We start from the raw sequence: 17717 nt of genomic DNA on the forward strand, positions 1-17717 counted from the left end.
GATGCTGTCAGAACTCGTCCGAAAACCAAAAAATCGGTCTTGGCCCGTGAAGGCCAGTCAATCGGCTATCGTACCCCGGTCAGTCCCGCCGCGTGGCCAGCAACGCCGCCGCGAGCAGCGCGACAACCGCGAGCGCAGAGCTGAATCCGGGGAATGTCGTCGTTGTGGATTGGCCACCGGTATCCGTACCGGTCGCCGTCGCCGTGTTGACATCGTCGGGCGTGCTCGTCGATGTCGACGTTGGCGTGCTTGTCGCGGTGCCTGTGTCGTCCTGGCCGCCGTCGTCGGCCGGGACACCGATGGCGAACGCCGAGAAGCCGGGCAACGCAGCCGTGACTGTGCCATCGCCGTTCGCAGTTGTCTCTAGTGCCTGCCACTCGCCGTCGTGGTAGCGGTAGAGCGCAACGTCTTCAAGCGAAGCACCTGCCGGCAATGCGGAGTTGTCGACGGAGACGGTCATCGACGCCTTGTCCATACCGGATGTCTCGAGTCCGATGGCGTCCGCACGGAAGTAGGCGACTCCCTCGGCGTTCGAGAGGGCGGGCGCACCCTGCGGCGACGTGCTTGGCGGGGTGAACTCGATGCGGAACGACGGGGCCGCGAACGTGAAGTCGAAGGCGACGCGGTCGACGGTGACGCCCGCACCGCTGATCCCGGGAACCGTCGTCGACGGCGTCGCACCCATCGAGATGTCGCGGACGTTGACAGTCGCACCCGAGGAGGTAGCGATCGAGGAGATCTTGGCACCGGAGCCACCGCCTCCACCTCCACCGCCTCCACCACCGCCTCCGCCGCCACCACCGCCGGTGGAAGCGGAGGCGACAGTGAAGTTGGCAACGCGTTCACGCGTCAGGCCGTCGTCGTCGACGACTGTGATGCGGATAGTGTGGTCACCCGCTGTGAGGTCGGCGAGGGATATCTCAACCGTCCCGCCGCTGACACTCGCTTGGTCAGTGACGTCCGCACCGTCGAGCATCACCGTGATTCCAGACGCTGGAACGGTGCCGTCGGCGTCACCGTAGGCAGCGGTGATCGTCACCGAGTCCGTGCCCGCCGGAACAGTGCCGTCGGTGAGCGGTGTCACCGAGATAGTGCCGAGGCTCGGCTTGACGCCACCGTCGGAGACATCCTCGTCTGCGGCCGCGATTTCGAACGTCTTCGAGACGCTCGCCTTCTCGCCAGCCTGGTCGACCAACGTCGCCTCAAGCGTGTGCGTCGTGTTGTTCTCCAAGCCGTACGCCGTGTACACGATCTTGTCATCGGTGATGACCGCCGTGTCAGTGACGTCCTCGTCGTCGAACGTCACTGTGATCGCGCTGGCGTTGACCCCACTGAGCGCGTCGGAGATACGCAGTTCCGTTGTGACCCGCGAGTTGCCCGAGGGGAACGTCGCAGGTCCGGTGCCCGTCGGTTCGGGTGTGAATACCGTGTCGTCAAGCGTCGGTGCGGCGGTGTCGGCTTCGGCCGACACTGACCGCGTCAGCGTCTCGGTGTTGCCCGCGCGGTCGGTGACGGAGACGGTGAAGTCGTACGTCTGTCCCGGGGTCGGGTCGTCGACCGTGAACGTCACGTAGCCGTCATCGACGATCGTCTCATCGTTGATCGAGTCGCCGTTGAGAGAGACCGTGACTGACTCGTTTGTTGCGGGAACACCGCTCGCCGCGTCAGCGTACTCGACGCGGAACTGTTTCGAACTTGCACCGTAGGCAATCTCCGTCTCGTTCGTGACGCTCGTCGACAGCGACGGTGCTGCTGTGTCTTCCTCGACGGTGAACGTCGAGGTCTGCGTCTCGACGTTGCCCGCCTGGTCGGCGACGGTCACGGTCACCGTGTGTTCACCTGTGCCTTCGAGACCGGTCGCGTTGACAATCAGTTGGTCGTCGTCAACGTTCGCCGTCACCGACGAGACGTTCGACACCGGTTGGCCGTCGAACTGCACGGAGACGGCGCTAACGTTGATGCCGGTCTCTTGGTCGTAGTAGAACGATTCGACCGTGACGGTGTCAGTGTCGTACTCGAACGTCTCGCCGTCTTGGGAGACGCGCTGAATCGTCGGGTCGCTGGTGTCGACGAGGACAGCACCATACGTCGAGAAATGCGTGACGTTGAGCACGAAGTACTCAGTGCCATCGCGTGTCTCGACAGTCGTCTCACCAACTTCCTCCCACTCACCAGTAGACTCGTTGTACCGACGGATAGTGACGTTCGCCCGAGCGCTCTCGGGGACGGTCGCGGCCGGAATTCCGATCTTCGCGTACGAGAGGTTCTCCGAGAGTGAGTCACCAAGTTCGCCCTCGATGAACTGCGCTCCCGAGAGATCACGCGACAGCTGTGCCAGCGGCGTCGAACTCGTTGTTAGCGAAGCGACCGCTCCACTCACGTTGTCCGACTTGGTGTACAGTTCGATGAACGTCTGGCCGTTAGCGATAGTGACCGTACCGTTCGCGTCGACCTCGACATCGGTGACGACGTTCGTCGTCGACTGTGAGCCGGCCGCGTTTCCGGCCGCGTCCGTCGCGTTCGCCTCGACGGTGTAGTTGCCGTTCGACTGGAGCTGGAACGTCGACGTGTAGCGACCATCGCCGTCGGCGTCGGTCACGGTGACGGCCTTGGTCGACCCGTCGGGAAGCGTGACTGTGACCGTCGGTGCGCCAGGAAGCGCCTCGTCGGTGGTGACCGTGACACGTCCGGTCGACGCGTTGATTGCACCTAACGATGCGCCGAGCGTCGGTGCCTCAGTGTCGAGCGAGAGTGTCTCGCTCGCGGTCTCGTTGGCCGTGTTTGCGGCCGCGTCGGTCGCGACCACCTCGACGGTGTAGTTGCCGTCCGGGACGCCCGAGAGGTCGAGCGGCGTCGAGAAGGTGCCGTCTGAGGCCACCGTCGCGGTCGTCTCAGTCGACGACAGCGAGGTAGTCGAGCGGGCGACAACCGTTACGGTCGACACGCCCGACTCGTCGTCGGTCACGCTGCCTGAGACCACAACCTCAGAGTTCCCGTTCGCGTAGCGAGTGCCATCACGGACGACGCCGCCTGACACCGAGTCAACGGTGACATCTGGTGCATCCGTGTCAACGTCGACCGTCTCGGTGACGGTGGCACTGTTGCCTGCAGCGTCGACGCTCGTCACTTGGACGGTGTAGGTTCCGCTCGGGACTGGTGTGCCGTCGTCTGTTACGTCCCACGGGACGGTTGCCTCGCCGTCAGCAACCGAGTCGGTCAGCAAGCCTGTGAAGACGTTCGAACCGTCAGGACCGGTAATCGTGATCGTCACCGGCGCTTGCGTCAGGAATCCGGGGTTGAGGTTCAGATTCGGCTCCTCAACCGTCAGATCGAGCGTAAGCGGCTGGTTCGGGCTCACTCCATCCGTACGCGATGGTGTGACCGAGACGTTCGGTGCCGTCCGGTCGACCGTAATGGTGCGCGTGCTCTGTCCGACGTAGTTGCCGAGGTTGTCGACCAGCGCGACCGTCACCGTGTGCTCACCCTCCGCGAGCGCAGTCGTGTTCACTGTGAACTGCGTCGTCGAGAGGCCGTCGGTGATCGTCGTCCACGAGCCGTCGTCGACGCGGTAGACCGCTCGCTGGATACCATCAGTCGCAGTCACCTCGTACTCAAGCGTCACTTCGCCGTTCACAACCACACCCGAATCAGGCGCGGTGATCGACGTGTCGGCGTCAGGGTTGGTCGAGCGGTCGATCGTGACCGTAGTGGGCGACTTGTCGTTGACCGCAAGCGTGTACGGTCCAGCGTCACCGAACCGCTGAACAAACGTGACTGTCTCCGTCGAATCGCCGTCGACGGTGATCGTCTCGTTGTCGACCGCGGTTCCGTCGCGATATAGCGTCAGCGTCGTGTTGCCGGCGACGTCACCGGTGTTCTCGACGGTCGCGTTCACTGAGATTGCATCAGACGTGAACGCACTCTTCGGCGAGACGGTGTAGGTCGTCGTGAGGTTCGCCGGGTCAAGCACTTCGACCGTGGTCGGGGGCAGGTCATTCACCGTCACCTCGTACGCTCCGACTGCGAGGCCGCGGGCGAACTCGACGGACTTCGTCTCGCCGCCAGCAACGGTCACAGTCTCACTACCGACGGCGTCACCGTCGATCACCAGCGAGACGTTTCGGGTTTCAGGCTCATCGCCAGTATTCTGGACTGTGGCATTCACGCCGAGCGTCTCATTGGACAGCAAGACGCCGTCGTCGGAGACATTCTCCAGTCCGTACGTGACCGTCACGTTCGCGGGTGCAAGCGCCGTGAACGTCGTGCTCGCTGTGTCCGTGTTGTCCGCGCCGTCGCGAACGGTGAGGGATACGTCGTACTCACCGGCCTGTGCGGGCGTGAACGTCGTGTTCTCGCCGCTCAGTTGCGTTTGCGTTCCGTTCGGAGCCGTAACAGTCCAATCGTAGTCAACAACGCCAACATTATCGCTGGAACGGCTCCCGTTAAGCCGAACCGTGCCGCCGAGCGTGAACTCGCTCCGGTTGAGGTCGAATCCCGCTGTTGGGCTTGTCCGGTCGACGACGGTGACGACTGTGCTCGCGTTGGCGGTGGCGTTGTCATCGTCGACGACTTCGACTCGGATCGTGTGGTTGCCTGGCTCTCGGAAGCTGACGTCGATGACTGAGCCGTTCCGCTCGGACTGGAACTGGCCGTCGACGTACCATCGAAAGGATTCGGTCGTTCCGTCGGCGTCACTGCTGCCGCTGGCGTCGGCGGTGACGGTCTCGTTCACCCCCGGTTCGCCTGGCGTCGTGGTGACGCTCGCACTCGGCGGCTGATTCACGCCGAGTGATGCACCCGAGGTTGCGGTCACGTCATAACTGTCGCCGGCCTCATCGCCGAGGGCGTTGACTGTCACGCCCACATCGACTTGTCCGGAGGTTTCACCCTCTACCGTAACCGTTGCAAGCGTGGCCGACCCCGTATCGTCGGTGTCAGCCCCGAATGCGGTCAGCGTGATCGAGGTGTTGTCGTCGTTCGTTGTGACACGTGACTCGAACGGACTTCCCTCGAAGGTGTGGTCGGTGATCCGTGCATTCGAGTTGTCGAGCGCGAACGTCACATTGTACGCGCCAACGCCGCCGTCAGCATTGTCAACGACAACGGCGAATGTAGTGGTCTCGTTTGATTCAACAGTCGCCTCGCCAGGCGAGACGCTGACGGTGGTGCCCCCAGCAGCGGCCGCAGTCGTCGCCGACAGCGGCACCGCAAGCACCGACAGGATCATCAGTGTCGCGAGCACGACCGCACGAACGCGGTCGCCACGACTCGGTGTATCAGTCATCAGTTATCCCCTCCATTGAGGGCTGCGAACAGTTTCTGCACGTCAACGACGTTCACCTCACCGTCGCCGTTGAAGTCGAAGGCGCCGGCGTTCGACTGGACGGCGTCGTTCTTGTAGTGCTTCCAGAGCGTCTGGACGTCCGAGACGGTGAACTCGCCGTCGCCGTTGACGTCCTCGAGTTTGCTGTCGCCGTCCACGTCAGTCGGCCGGGCGCTGTTGTTGCCGATGGGCGGGACGTCTCCGACTTGCACCGTCGTCGTCGCATTGGCGTCGACGATGTACGGGAGGCCGGGCTCGTCACTGATTTCGTTCGGCGTCGCCGTCAGCGTCGTCGACCCGTTCGTGCCGCCAGCGACCGTGACCCGCAGGAGCGGGACAGAGCCGGTGTCGTTCGTGTCGAGAAGGGCGGCAGTGACCCGAGCGGAGCCGCCGTCGCTCGCGATATCGACGTTGGTCGACCCGCCGTCGGGAACGACCGTCACGCCGGTGATGCGTGCCGTCGAGACATTCGCAAGCGAGAGCGTTACATCGAGCGCTCCAACGCCGTTCGTCGCGTTCGCGAGCGTAAGGTTCACCGTCCGTTCGTCGCCGGTGTTTACCCGAACCGTGCTGGGTTCGAACGTCGTCGAGACGCGGTTGGACACTGTCACACGTGTCCCCGAGAGTGCATTCACACGGACTTTGTGGGTGCCGCGGTCGAGCGTTCGCGAGAACGTCACCGTCTCTGTGTCACCGGCAGCGACGGTCACCGTCTCGTTGGCAACGACCTCCTCATCGACGAACAGGCGCACCGTTTCGGTGTCAGTGGTGTTGCCATTGTTCGTGACTGTCGCCGTCACGTTCACCGGGGAACCGGTCTCGACCTCGGTCGACTCAAGCGTGTAGTCGACGTCGATGCCGGCCGTCTCGGTGGTGTTGAGTTGCACCCTGACCGTCGTGTCGTTCGTGACAGTCACGTTGCGCGTGCGAGTCTCGTCGACGTAGCCGGTCGCGTTGCCGGGTTCAACCTCGATCAGGTAACTCCCGTTGGCTTCGAGACCTCGCTTGCCTCCGATCGTGTAGTAGCCCTGTTCAGACGTGTTCGCGATGAACCCGAGCGTCGCCGATTCGATGGTCGTCGGATTGATTGTCACGTTTGCGTCGTGGACCGGGTTCCCCGACTCGTCAACAACGCGAACGTCCAACACGCCAGCAGCGTCAGGGATGGTCTCCGTGCCGACTGAGACGCTCCCACTTCCAACTGTGACGTTCGTGGGGACGTAGAGGTCGGTCACGCCGTCACGTGGGAAGAACACGCTGGTAGAGTCGTTCTGCTGCACGTACCCGATACGGTACGTCGCATTACCTGGGACGACCGTGGAGAAGTTCCCGGTGGCATTCGTCTCGGTCGGATCAAACACTCCTGGGCCGTTGACGACCGCGAAGTCACCGCTGAGGCCGTCGCCGCGTTCGTCGACGAGCTGTCCGGAGATGGTCGTTTCCTCGTTGAGGACGATGGTTGCGTTCGTCCGGTTCTGGACGTCAAACTCTTTCACCGTCTCCAGATACGGGCCGGTCGCCGGAATACGAATCTGGAGCGTGCCGTTCGCTTCGACCCCGGGCGAGTCAGCGTATTCGAGGACGACCTCGCCATCGGCGTTCGTGTAGCCGGGGTGGTGGCCGGTCGCATCACCGTTCACCGGCATCACGTCGATGTCGGAGACGGAGACGGGATTGCCGTTTGAATCGACCACGGTGATGTTGATCAGATGTCCCTCCGGAACCGTCCGGGTTCCTAGATCGACGTCAGATCCATTCGTATCGAACTCGGTGAATGCGTAGAGGTCGGCACGCCCGTCTTTCGGGAAGTTGGGCGTGGTGTCGCTGAAGTCGGTCTGTTTGTACGCAAGTTCGTACCCAGTCGAGTTCGGTTCGACCTTCAGCGTGTACGTCCCGTCCTCGTTCGTCTGAACCTCGTTCTCTCGGAAGTTGTCACCGAACGTTTCGATGGTCTGACCAGAGACGTTCGAGCCATCGGCGTACTTCAGCCGACCGCTTGCGTTGATCAGATTCAGATCGCGTTCAACCTGTTCGTAACCGCCATCAACGTACGTCTCGCTGGTGTTCGCCGTCGCGACGCCGACCGTGTAGTCGAGGTACGCGTCAGCGGAGCCTTCAGGCACGTCGGGTGTGACCTCGAACGTCACCGTCCCGTCAGGGTCGGTTGTTCCAACCTTCACCCCGCCGGGCATCTCGCTGGGAACGTTCGCCTCGTAACTGCGGTTCTCGAAGGTGTCCACCTGATAGCGCCACACGACGGCCGCGCCCTCGACCGGGTCGCCATTGCGGTCGGTGACGTTCACCGTGACCGTCGTTGATACATCATCGGCAAAGCCGCCGTTGACAGTCGTCTCGGCGGAGACGCCCTCAGCGTCCGCCCAGTCGACCCAGAACGTGTTGTCGTCCATACTTCGCGTTCGGGTCGTCATCTCGTACTCCGCGTACTCGTCGGACGCGGGTGGCGTCGAGTCGGTGAAATTCCGCGTGATAGACTCGTTGGATCCGGGGTCGACGAACCCGACGAACACGTCATCGTTGGACTCGTAGTCGCCCTGGTTCACGATCACCAGTGTGCGCTGCCCCGGAACTGGATCGTACGTGTCGTTGCGGTAGTCGATCCGCGTGCGGAGCGTCCCGTCGTCGTACCGAATATCCGGTAGCGGTTCGACCACCCCACCGGATCCAGAGGCACGGGAGATGTCCGGGTAGAGGAACTCGTCTTCCGTGATGGCCGTCCCGTCTGGCTGAGAGAGATTCCGGACGACTGCGTACACCTGTTGTTCGCGCTCGTCGAAGGATGCGTTCACCCAGTCTGTGTCGGGCGCGTCGACCGTGACGGTCGTGTACCCGTTGGCGTCGGTCGTCACCTCGTACACGTCGCCGCCGTCGGTGTAGACGTTCACCGTGGCGTTATCGACGTAACTGTCGGTCTCGTAGTCGTACAGTCGGACGTTGATATCGTACGTGTCGTTGGGAACGCGGTAGTCACCCTCAACGTGAGACCCCCAACTGTCGTACGTGAACAGCCCGTACCGCTGTCCAGTGTCCTCCTGCGGGTCCGTCCGGTTGTCGTAGTACTGTGAGGACCGCCCCTCGATAGCGACGACCGACAGTCCGCTGTAGTCCTCCGACGTGGACGATTTCGCTTCCACGATGCCGAAGCGTGCATCGATGGGCGACTCCGCGGTGAACGTCCCGACGCCGTTGGCGACGGGGTCGGCCGTCCCGGTGACGACCGTCGTCGCGGTTCGCGACGTCGAGATGTTCTCAAGTGCCTCACGGATCTCGCGTTTGTCTCGGTCGGTCAGCCGAACCGACGAGTCGTCGCCAGTGCGTGCGGCCCGTCGGACCTGCTTCAGCCGCGTGAGTGTGTCAGTGGGCAGGTTGTTCGACAGCGACGCGACCGTCCGGTCGGTGATCCACGTCACCCGGTAGTCGGCGCTGGCGTTCACCGGCCCCTCACCGTAGGTGGTGTGCTGGAAGCTGACGGTCGTGGACCCGCCGGGGGCGACAGTCATCACCTCTGGACCAAGTTGAGTGTAGGCGTCCTCGCTAGAGACGATGTTGAGGTCGCCGACAGAGGCGTACTCCGTCGCGTTCGAAAAGTTCGACGACAGCGCGAGCCGGATATCGAGGTGGTCGTCGCTCTCGTCGAGTGACGTCTGCGAAAGGTCCACAGTGAACGTGACCACGCCATCAGCAACCTGGAGATCGTCGAACACGATCGGCTCCCCGGAGTGGCTGCCAACCTCGGCGGAAGCGGGTCCGTCGTACGGCGTCATATTGCCGTCGTCGCTGTACACCGGGACGTTGACCGTCACCGTCGAGTTGGCCTCGACCTCGTAGTCACGATATTCAGCCACGTGGTTCGGGAACTCGCTGAACCCGCTGTCGACGATGCAGTACTCGATACAAGCATCACTGAGGTCGTACGGTTGAGTGACCGAATTCCCACGGTCGTCGGACACCCGGACGTCGTAGTAGCCGAGTCCGACGGAGAAGTTGTGAATCGCGCGTCCCTGACTGTCGGTCAGCGTGGTCGCGTTCGCGACCACGGCGCCGGAATCGTTCATCACCTCGAAGGTGATGGGAACGCCGCTTACCGGCTGGCCGGCGGAGGCGTTCCACGCGATACCGAGTGCCTTCAGGTTCCGATCGGAGACGTTCTCGCTGAGTTGCCCCGAGTTCGGGAAGCGGTCGGTGTCGGTGCTCGAGTCGAGCGTCCGCGAGACGATGTGGTACTCTGCGGGCCCGGTGTTCTCGAACGGTCCAGCGTAGATGTCGAGGTACATCTCCACCAACTGCTTCGACTGCGTACCGTCGTACACGGAGAAGTTGTCCGCGTGCTCGTATGCGTCCGCGCTCGCGTTATATCGCTGTTCGTCGATGTAGAGGCTGAACGACGACCCGTCGAACGTCCGGTTGAGGACCGCGCGGAAGTCCGCGCCGCCCTGTGCCAGATCGCCTGTGGAGTCGTTACTGTCGGCGTCGATGTAGACGGTGAACGACCCGTTGTACGTTCCCTCGCCTGCGAGGGCGATCTCGATCTCGTCGTTGACGATCTTCCGACTGGTGTACCGCAGGTCTGGCGCGTTACTGGCGTCACCCGCCGGGTCCGTCGCTGGGTCGAGTTCGAGGTTGACGTACGTCTCGCCGGTGTCGCCGATGCCCGCGAACAGTTCCCGCGAATCCACGTTGGTGGGGGAAGCCGAGAGCACCGAGGCGTTTGTGCTGTTGACCGCCGCCCACGCGTCAAGCATTCCCGCGCCCGCTGCGTTCGCCGGAGCGGGTACTTCCTGGGCGCTCGCGGTGAGCGTGTCGCGGACCTCGGTGTTGCTCATCGTCGAGTCGGCGTCGAGCATTAGTGCGATGGTCCCCGAAACGTGCGGGGTGGCCATCGACGTGCCGGAGTACCCGACGTATCCCCCGCCCGCGTCCGCTGAGATGACGTCGGTGCCGGGGGCGATGATCGTCACGCCCTGGCGCTTGTCGGCACCGTATCCGACTGGACCGCGACTGGAGAACGGTGCGACTGCCTGCGAGCGGTACTCGGACGCGCCAACGGTGATTGCACCTTCGGCGGCGCCGGGACTGCCAACGCTGCGGTCGCCGAAGACATACCCTGAGTTACCCGCCGCGATGACCGGGAGCACGTCGTTGCTCTCGGCGAGGCTCGTCACCGACTTCGACAGTTCGTCGGAGCCGTTCGACGGGTACACCGGAACCGCAGTATAGTTGTACGTGACGTTCACGTCGTTGCTGTTCTGTACCTCGAGCGACCAGTTGCCGGTCGTCGAGATTGTGCCGCTACTCGGCTTGTACTTGCGGAAGATGAGCCCGTCAGGGACCTCGCCGCTCCCGAACGCCCAGCCAGCGGAGTATCGGTCAAGCGCCACCTCACCGTTCGGATTGCGGAAGGCGACGGAGGCGTTGTCGAGTGCCGCTGCCGCCTCGCTGGCGTTGACCGTCGACCCGTTGACCGCGACTGGTTCGACGATGACCATCACGTACGACGCCTCGTACCCAGATTCGTTGAAGTTCTGATACGCCGAGTCAGCGTCGCTGTACAGCGTCACGTCGTGGCTCGCCGAACTACCGCTTTCGACGGTCTGTGTTCCCGTGTACGAGTCCGTCAGCGGCGACAGTCCCAGACTAGCGGAGATGACATCGGCGTCGTTCTCCGCGCTCCACTCAAACGCCGAGAGGATCCACGAGAGGCGACCACTCCCCTGGCTGTCGAGCGCTCGGGCATCGAAGAGGTTCGCGTCAGGGGCGACGCCGACCGCTTGGTCGGCGTCACGTCGGCCGGCGACTGTCGCGGCGACGTGGGTGCCGTGGCCGTCGGGGTCTTGTAGGTCTGTGAGGTTCTCGTCGGTGAAGTCTTTCTCCGTCGTGACCTGCCCCTGCAGCGCTGGATGTGTGTCGTCGATACCGGAATCGACGACGCTGACGTTGACGCCCGCGCCGGTGACGCCGCGGTCTTGTACGGCGTCTGCACCGACGTACTCGGTCCCCCAGGCGCTCTGACTGCTGGCGTCACGTTCGATTCCGGCGGGCGACGTGGTCGTGTTGTACTTTGAGAGGATGCGGTCGAGCGCCGGAACGCCCGTTCCGCCGTCAGCCGCCGTTACCTTCCGGTCGTAGACGATGCGTTCGACGTTCGGGAGGGCCGCGAGGTCACGGATTGTCTCCCCATCAGCGCTGACCGCGAGCGCGTTCCGTGCCCAGAACGTCCGCAGATCAGACGCGGAGCCATCGGCACGGCGCTCTCGGATGAGATCACGAGCACGCTCCTGTTCGCTGTTTGCCAGCGATTTCATCTGTGAACGCGACTCGGCCGGCGACATCCCGCCGAGTTGGAACGCTTCCTGCGGTTGCGTATCAAAGACGACGAGAATGGGAACTGGGTCGTCAGTCGCGTCGAGTCGGTAGGAGACTCCGGGACCGATACTCGCCGAAGAACTGTCCGACGAGCGGTCAGCTGATTGCGTGGAACCATCACCGAGATCCGGTGGTGGAGAGTCAGTTGACGGAGCGGTCACCGACGATGGAGTGTCTGCCGGTGATTGTCCGCCGACTGCGGCGCCGACCGGAACTGCGACCGTCGACACCAGCATCAAAACCGTCAGAAAAAGTGCAGCAATGCGTCGATCTCTCATCTGGATTGCCCTCTAGATAGAGTCGGATGGATACAAGATCTATCGCTATCAATACCGATTACTGTCATACAGCACCGTGTTAACCAAGATATATTAAAACTACAGTAAAGTGGTAATTCATCTTGGAGATGATTTATCTCAGATATGAGCGTATTTTAATTGGAATCTGCTGATACTGATCGGAATTATTCGATAGCATACACTATCGTAGCCTTGTTACTATTCACTTCGTGGAATCCTCGCCCTTTAGCGCGGGGAGGGTGTCAACAGTGAAGAGTCACCTCGCGCGTCGACGTGGCGGCCGGCGTCGATGGACAGTCAGCGGCGATCGTCTTGCGTGTCAGTCGTCGCCACAAACTCATCGAGTCGACCGTGAAGCATCGCACGAACGGGCGTAACCACGTCGTAGTCGGCGGTGTGTCGTTGGAGCATCGTGCCCGTCAGGGTCGCGAGCACCCACGTACCCACCGCCTCCGGGTCGACGCTCTCGTCGATCACTCCCGACTCAACCCCTTCAGCGACAGCGTCAACAAGACGGTCGCGGAGGTGATTGTCGATGCGCGTGAACTCCGCGCGGAATCGCGGTTCCGACACCGCTTGCGCCCGCAGGTCGATCATTGCTCGCTGGGCCTCTGCCATTTCTTCGTCCACCTCTGGGGCGAGGTAGATGTCGACGAACGCGCGAAGGCGATCGATAGGGCCGTCGGCCTCGCGTTCGGCCTCTTCGAGCATCGCGAGGAAATGGTCACCAGCAAACTCCAGAAAGCCCGCAATGAGGTCATCTTTCGAGTCGTAGTGGTAGTACAGCAGGGATTTGCTCTTCTCGAACTCCTCGGCAATGTGGGCAACGCTCAACTCGGCGTACCCGTGGGTCCGCAACGCTCGATAGGTCGCTTCCATAATGAGGGTGTTCACGTCCGGTTGCTCGACTGCGTCGCAGTCGGCGACCTGTTCGGACCCCTCTGTCCCGTCGCTCATCAGTTATTCACTCTCGCGGGGCAACGGTAATGAACTCCTCGGAGTGGGCGACCCATACGAGAGACCCGACTCACGGTCGAATCACCCACGAAGCGCCTCCACGGGTCGTTTTCGGGCCGCTGCCCACGCGGGGTAGATACCCGCGAGGATACTCGCGATGATGCCGAACGCCATCCCGCCGACGACGTACTGCAGTCCCTCCCACGAGAATCCGAACGCCGCACCGAGGAGTGCGTCATTGATGATCGCGACGACACCGAGCGCGAGCGCTCCGCCCAACAGCGACCCACCGATGCCGAGTAACGCCGCCTCCGCGAGCATAATCCGGACGATATCGGATTTTTCGTAGCCCACCGCTCGGAGGACGCCGATCTCTTCACGACGCTCGATAGCTGCCATCAGCATCACGTTCGCGATGGAGACACCGGCGACGACCAGTGAGATGGCCCCGATGCCGACGAGGAAGAGGTTGATGAGGCGGAACGCCTCGTCGATCTGCTCGGCCACGTCGCCGCGTTCGAACACCCCGACGATCTGTCGGCGGCCGTTGAACGTGCGCTTGATGCTCATCGCCGTTTCGTTGGCGACGGTCGCATCCTCTGAGCGGACGATCACCTGCGCGTAGCGGTCACCGTCGAACTCGCTGGGCGGCAACACGAACGCGTCGTTCGGGTTGGCGATGGCGGCTTGCCCCTCCTGGGCGAGTATCGCCTTCACGCGGTAGGACTCGGTCGTCGTCTGCACCTGTCCGTCCTCGACGCTGGTGCGCCGAAGCGTCACTTTCGACCCCGGGCGGAGGTCGTACCGGTCGGCCAGCGTTGAGCCGACGAGCAGGCCATTGCGCCAGTTTGCGGGAATCGACCCCTCGCGGACCTCGTAGAGTCCTCCAGGGTCGTCGACGCCGTAGAGTGTGGCGCTGCCCGCCGCCGCGCCGTCGTCGAGGACCTCGGCGTTCTCCTGTCGCAACGGTACGATCTCTGCCGTGCCGCTCACCCGGTCGATGGTCCCGACGTCGGACTCGGTGAGGTAGCCGTTCTCGTTGTCCTCGCCCGCGAACACCTGGACGTCGGCGCCGATGGTGCCGAGCGTGTCCAGTTGCGACTCCTTGAACGCGACGCCGCCCGCGCCGATAGCGCCGATGGCGACGACGCCGATGACGATGGCCGCGACCGCGAGGATCGACCGTGTTCGCGCACGCGAGACGTTGCGCCGCGCCATCAACATCGCAGGGAACAGTCCCCACAGGCGGTCAAGCGGATTCATCCGGTGACTGCCTCCGCGTCCTCTCGGACGGTACCGTCGATGAGGTTGACGACGCGGTCTGCGAACTGCGCGACGTAGTCGTCGTGGGTGACGGTGACGACGGCTACGCCTTCATCCGTGATGGCGTCGAATTCCGCGAGAATCTGGTCACCCGTCTCGCGGTCGAGGTTGCCCGTCGGTTCGTCCGCAAGCAGGAGTCGCGGTTCGTTCACGAGCGACCGGGCGATGGCAACCCGTTGTTTCTGCCCACCGGAGAGTTCGTCGGGGTAGTGGTCGAGGCGGTCGCCCAGCCCCATCCGGTCGAGGAGGTCGGCCGCTGTCTCCCGCGTCCGCTTCGGCGTCCGGTCGAGCAGTCGAGGGACTTCGACGTTCTCCACAGCAGTCAGCGTCGGGATGAGGTGGAAACTCTGGAAGACGAAGCCGATGGTCTTCTTTCGACGACGGGTACGTTCAGCGTCGTCAAACGTCTCAACGTCGACGCCGTCCAACTCGACGACGCCGCTGGTGGGCACGTCGAGGAGGCCCAGCATATTGAGCAGCGTCGACTTGCCCGACCCCGAGGGGCCGACGATGGCGACGAACTCGCCGGGGTCGACCCGGAAGTCGATGCCGCGCAGCGCCCGCACCGTCTCGCCGCCGGTGACGTACTCTTTCACCACGTCGCGACCCTGGATGACCGGGTCGACGGCGGCGGTCGGTGTGTCGGCGTTCGCATCCGTGTCTGCGTCGCCAGCGGCGGCAGCCTCGCCGACGGCTTCTCCGAACGGTTGCTCGCCGCCGTCGGTTCGGAACCTACGTCCGGACATCACCGGCGCAACACGAGTGCGGCCCCGAGGGCGACCACGAGGAGACCGAGTGCAGTCGGAACGAGCGGGATTCCTCCGAGCGGGCCGGTCTGCGGTGTCGGCGTCGGCGTCGACAGCACCGACGGTGAGACGCGTACGTCGGTCGTGAATGATTGCTCAACGCCGTCAATAACGTACTCGACGCGGACGGGGACGGTAGTGCGATCACCGGAGAGTTCGGCGTTGAGGTCGAACGAGGCGAAGTCGCTGCCCTCGATCTCACCGACGAAGTAGTCGGGTTGTGGGTCGGCGGGCGTGACGCCATCGGCGTCGGCGACGCTCACTACAACGCTTTGCACGTCCGTGCCACCGACGTTAGCTGCGGTTCCAGCCACCTGCAACACACCGCCGGGGCCGCGCGTCACGCTGACGCCGGTGAGCCGGATCCGACCGGGGTTCTGTGGCTCGGTGAAGTCGGCGTCGAACGTCCGCGTGACCGTCCGGCGGTTCCCGTCATCGGTGTATGATAACTCGACGGTGACGGGGAACTGTCCGGCCTCATCTGCTTGCACCGGGAACGAAAACACGGCCGTCTCGCTGCCGCCGAGTGTCGCGCGAACGCGGCTCTTGGTTCGGAACGCGAGGCCGTCGGCAGCCGAGGAGACACGAACGTCAAGCTGGCTGATCGACCCCGAGAGCCCATTCGCGACCGTCACGTTCACCGTTCGCTCCGCGCCGACGACGGCGTCGGTCACGTCAAGCTCCAGTTGTGGGTTCGGCTGGCGAACGTCGACGGTCACTGGCTGGACGACGTACTTACGGTCACCCTGCGGGCCAAGGAGTGCCGCGTGGACGTACACCGTTTGCTCGCCGGTGTCTTCCAGCGAGACGTTGAACTCGTACGCTCGCTGCGTGCCAGGTGCGAGACCGTCTGAGACATCAAGGGCCGCGAGTTCCTCGTCATCATCGTAGGAGCGACTGGACACCTCAGCGACCGACAGGTCGGTGATGCGGTAGGAGTCGTCGCTGTCATCGTCGTTGCGCAACGTCGTCGTGATGGTGAACGGTTCATCAGGGACAGGATCGTCCGTCGATACGTCGGTCGACATCGTCACGAACGTGTCGGCGGCCGCGGGCGCAGCGACGCCGGCGACGCTTGCGACGACGAGGACGACACACATCGCGAGGGTGGATGAGCGGGGAGGTTGCACAGTCTGCCGGACTCACGTATGGCTCTCCGATAAATATTCTGAACGACCGTTCAACAATTCGATCACACACGAAATACACCCGACCGTGCATACATCAACACCTACTTGTCGGCCGCGTATACACACTCGTGTATGTACATCGGACGCTTCGTCGTTGTCGGCCCGAAAGTAGGTGCATACCGCGTCTCCTCGCGGTCGTTCCCAAACCGCCAGGTGACTCGCCGCGGTGACGACACGCTGACGGTCGTGCCCACGGCCGACGCAGAGGAGACGGACAACCCGTACGTCTCGTACAACTGCGCTCGAACCGCCGGCGAGGGCGTCGTCGTCGGCAACGGGTCGCACGTCGACCCGATCGCAGAGAAGTACGACCGTGGGTACCCCGCTCGCGACGCTCTCGTGGAGGCGTTGCACGCGATGGACTACGAGAAAGACGACTACGACACGCCCCGCGTCGCGGGCGTCGTCGAGGAGGACGCGGGCTACATCGGCATCGTCAGACGGGACGCGCTAGTCGTTCGGGAGGTCGACGAACCACACATCGTCGCCACGTACGAGGAGGACGACCCGCGGGCGTTCGAGTTCGAACCTCGAACTGCCGTCGCTGCAGCGAGAACCGTCTACGGCCTCGACTACGAACACGCCGTCTGTGCCGCCGGCGTCCACGTCGGCGAGGAGGCAGTGAGTTTCGGCATCGAGAACGGCGAGGAGTAGGTAGCCGCGTCCTCGCGAGCGGTCCCCGAATCACCGCTCTCCGTCGCCGGAGGTAACACACATCGCTCCGTAGGCGAGGGTATGCGACTCGGCGTCGTCTCGGACGTCCACGGCAACCGTATCGCTCTCGACGCGGTCCTCGACGATATGCCGCCGGTCGACGGGCTCGTGTGTGCCGGCGACGTGGTCGGGTACAATCCGTGGCCAGCAGCGTGTCTCGAACGCGTGCGTGACTGCGGCGTGCCGACGGTGATGGGCAACCACGACCGCGCGGTGGCGACGGGGACGGCGTTCCGATTCAACCAGATGGCGAGCGCCGGCGTCGAGTACGCCCGCGAGCGACTCGACGACGACGCTATCGAGTGGCTCGCATCGCTCCCCGACCGGCGAACCGTCGCCGACGGGCGGGTCGCGGTCGTCCACGGCCACCCCGCAGACCCCGACCGCTACACCTACCCCGACGACTTCTCGGGCGACCTGCTCGACGTGGCCGCGGACCGCCTCGGCGTCGATGCCGGGGAACTGGACGCGCTGATCCTCGGGCACACGCACGTACAGGGGTACGAGGTGTTTCCAGAAGGCGTCGTCTGCAATCCCGGGAGCGTGGGCCAACCCCGCGACGGCGACCCGCGGGCGGCGTACGCGGTCCTCGACGTGGCGGAGCGAACGGTCGAGCAACGGCGCGTCGAGTACGACATCGACGCCGTCGCCGACGCGGTCGAGGAGGCCGGGTTGCCCGAGCGGATCGGGAGTCGGCTGTACGACGGAAAGTGAGGGCGCGAGG

Annotated in this window: 8 protein-coding genes; 2 read left to right on the forward strand and 6 right to left on the reverse strand. The window is 63.7% G+C overall.

The annotated features are described in order from the left end of the window. Positions 1–79: 79 nt before the first annotated feature. The 6 genes from P0D77_RS02905 to P0D77_RS02930 all read right to left on the reverse strand — a co-directional run bounded on the left by P0D77_RS02905 (position 80) and on the right by P0D77_RS02930 (position 16219). Positions 80–5284 carry an Ig-like domain-containing protein gene (locus P0D77_RS02905; RefSeq protein WP_277554664.1) on the reverse strand — a complete coding sequence of 1735 codons (5205 nt, stop codon included), beginning with the start codon at positions 5282–5284 and terminating at the stop codon, positions 80–82. Next, entirely contained in the window at positions 5284–11643 is a 6360-nt protein-coding gene (locus P0D77_RS02910; protein ID WP_277554665.1) for a S8 family serine peptidase, read from the reverse strand. The genes P0D77_RS02905 and P0D77_RS02910 overlap by 1 nt, the downstream gene beginning before the upstream one ends. A gap of 657 nt (positions 11644–12300) precedes the next feature. Next, on the reverse strand, positions 12301–12960 hold the full coding sequence (locus tag P0D77_RS02915) for a TetR/AcrR family transcriptional regulator (protein ID WP_277554666.1): 660 nt from the start codon (positions 12958–12960) through the stop codon (positions 12301–12303). 81 nt (positions 12961–13041) lie between these two features. Continuing rightward, a complete protein-coding gene (locus P0D77_RS02920; RefSeq protein WP_277554668.1) occupies positions 13042–14223 on the reverse strand; it encodes an ABC transporter permease in 1182 nt (393 codons plus the stop codon). Further along, on the reverse strand, positions 14220–15029 hold the full coding sequence (locus P0D77_RS02925; RefSeq protein ID WP_277554669.1) for an ABC transporter ATP-binding protein: 810 nt from the start codon (positions 15027–15029) through the stop codon (positions 14220–14222). Before P0D77_RS02925 ends, P0D77_RS02920 begins: the two co-directional genes overlap by 4 nt. Then, positions 15029–16219 (reverse strand): COG1361 family protein, encoded by a 1191-nt coding sequence (locus tag P0D77_RS02930; RefSeq protein WP_277554671.1) that lies wholly within the window; start codon positions 16217–16219, stop codon positions 15029–15031. Before P0D77_RS02930 ends, P0D77_RS02925 begins: the two co-directional genes overlap by 1 nt. A gap of 132 nt (positions 16220–16351) precedes the next feature. Between P0D77_RS02930 and P0D77_RS02935 the strand changes: the two genes are divergently transcribed. Further along, positions 16352–16933 carry an IMP cyclohydrolase gene (locus P0D77_RS02935; protein WP_277554672.1) on the forward strand — a complete coding sequence of 194 codons (582 nt, stop codon included), beginning with the start codon at positions 16352–16354 and terminating at the stop codon, positions 16931–16933. 81 nt (positions 16934–17014) lie between these two features. Next, positions 17015–17707 (forward strand): metallophosphoesterase family protein, encoded by a 693-nt coding sequence (locus P0D77_RS02940; RefSeq protein ID WP_277554673.1) that lies wholly within the window; start codon positions 17015–17017, stop codon positions 17705–17707. Positions 17708–17717: the final 10 nt, after the last annotated feature.

Origin of the sequence: Halobaculum limi (genome assembly GCF_029490015.1) — an archaeon.
Classification (GTDB): Archaea; Halobacteriota; Halobacteria; order Halobacteriales; family Haloferacaceae; genus Halobaculum; species Halobaculum limi.

Bases quoted from the DNA above. Each gene is read 5' to 3' on its own strand.
- P0D77_RS02935 (WP_277554672.1), top strand. From the start codon at position 16,352: ATGTACATCGGACGCTTCGTCGTTGTCGGCCCGAAAGTAGGTGCATAC.
- P0D77_RS02905 (WP_277554664.1), bottom strand. From the start codon at position 5,284: ATGACTGATACACCGAGTCGTGGCGACCGCGTTCGTGCGGTCGTGCTC.
- P0D77_RS02920 (WP_277554668.1), bottom strand. From the start codon at position 14,223: ATGAATCCGCTTGACCGCCTGTGGGGACTGTTCCCTGCGATGTTGATG.
- P0D77_RS02940 (WP_277554673.1), top strand. From the start codon at position 17,015: ATGCGACTCGGCGTCGTCTCGGACGTCCACGGCAACCGTATCGCTCTC.
- P0D77_RS02915 (WP_277554666.1), bottom strand. From the start codon at position 12,960: ATGAGCGACGGGACAGAGGGGTCCGAACAGGTCGCCGACTGCGACGCA.
- P0D77_RS02910 (WP_277554665.1), bottom strand. From the start codon at position 11,643: ATGAAATCGCTGGCAAACAGCGAACAGGAGCGTGCTCGTGATCTCATC.
- P0D77_RS02925 (WP_277554669.1), bottom strand. From the start codon at position 15,029: ATGTCCGGACGTAGGTTCCGAACCGACGGCGGCGAGCAACCGTTCGGA.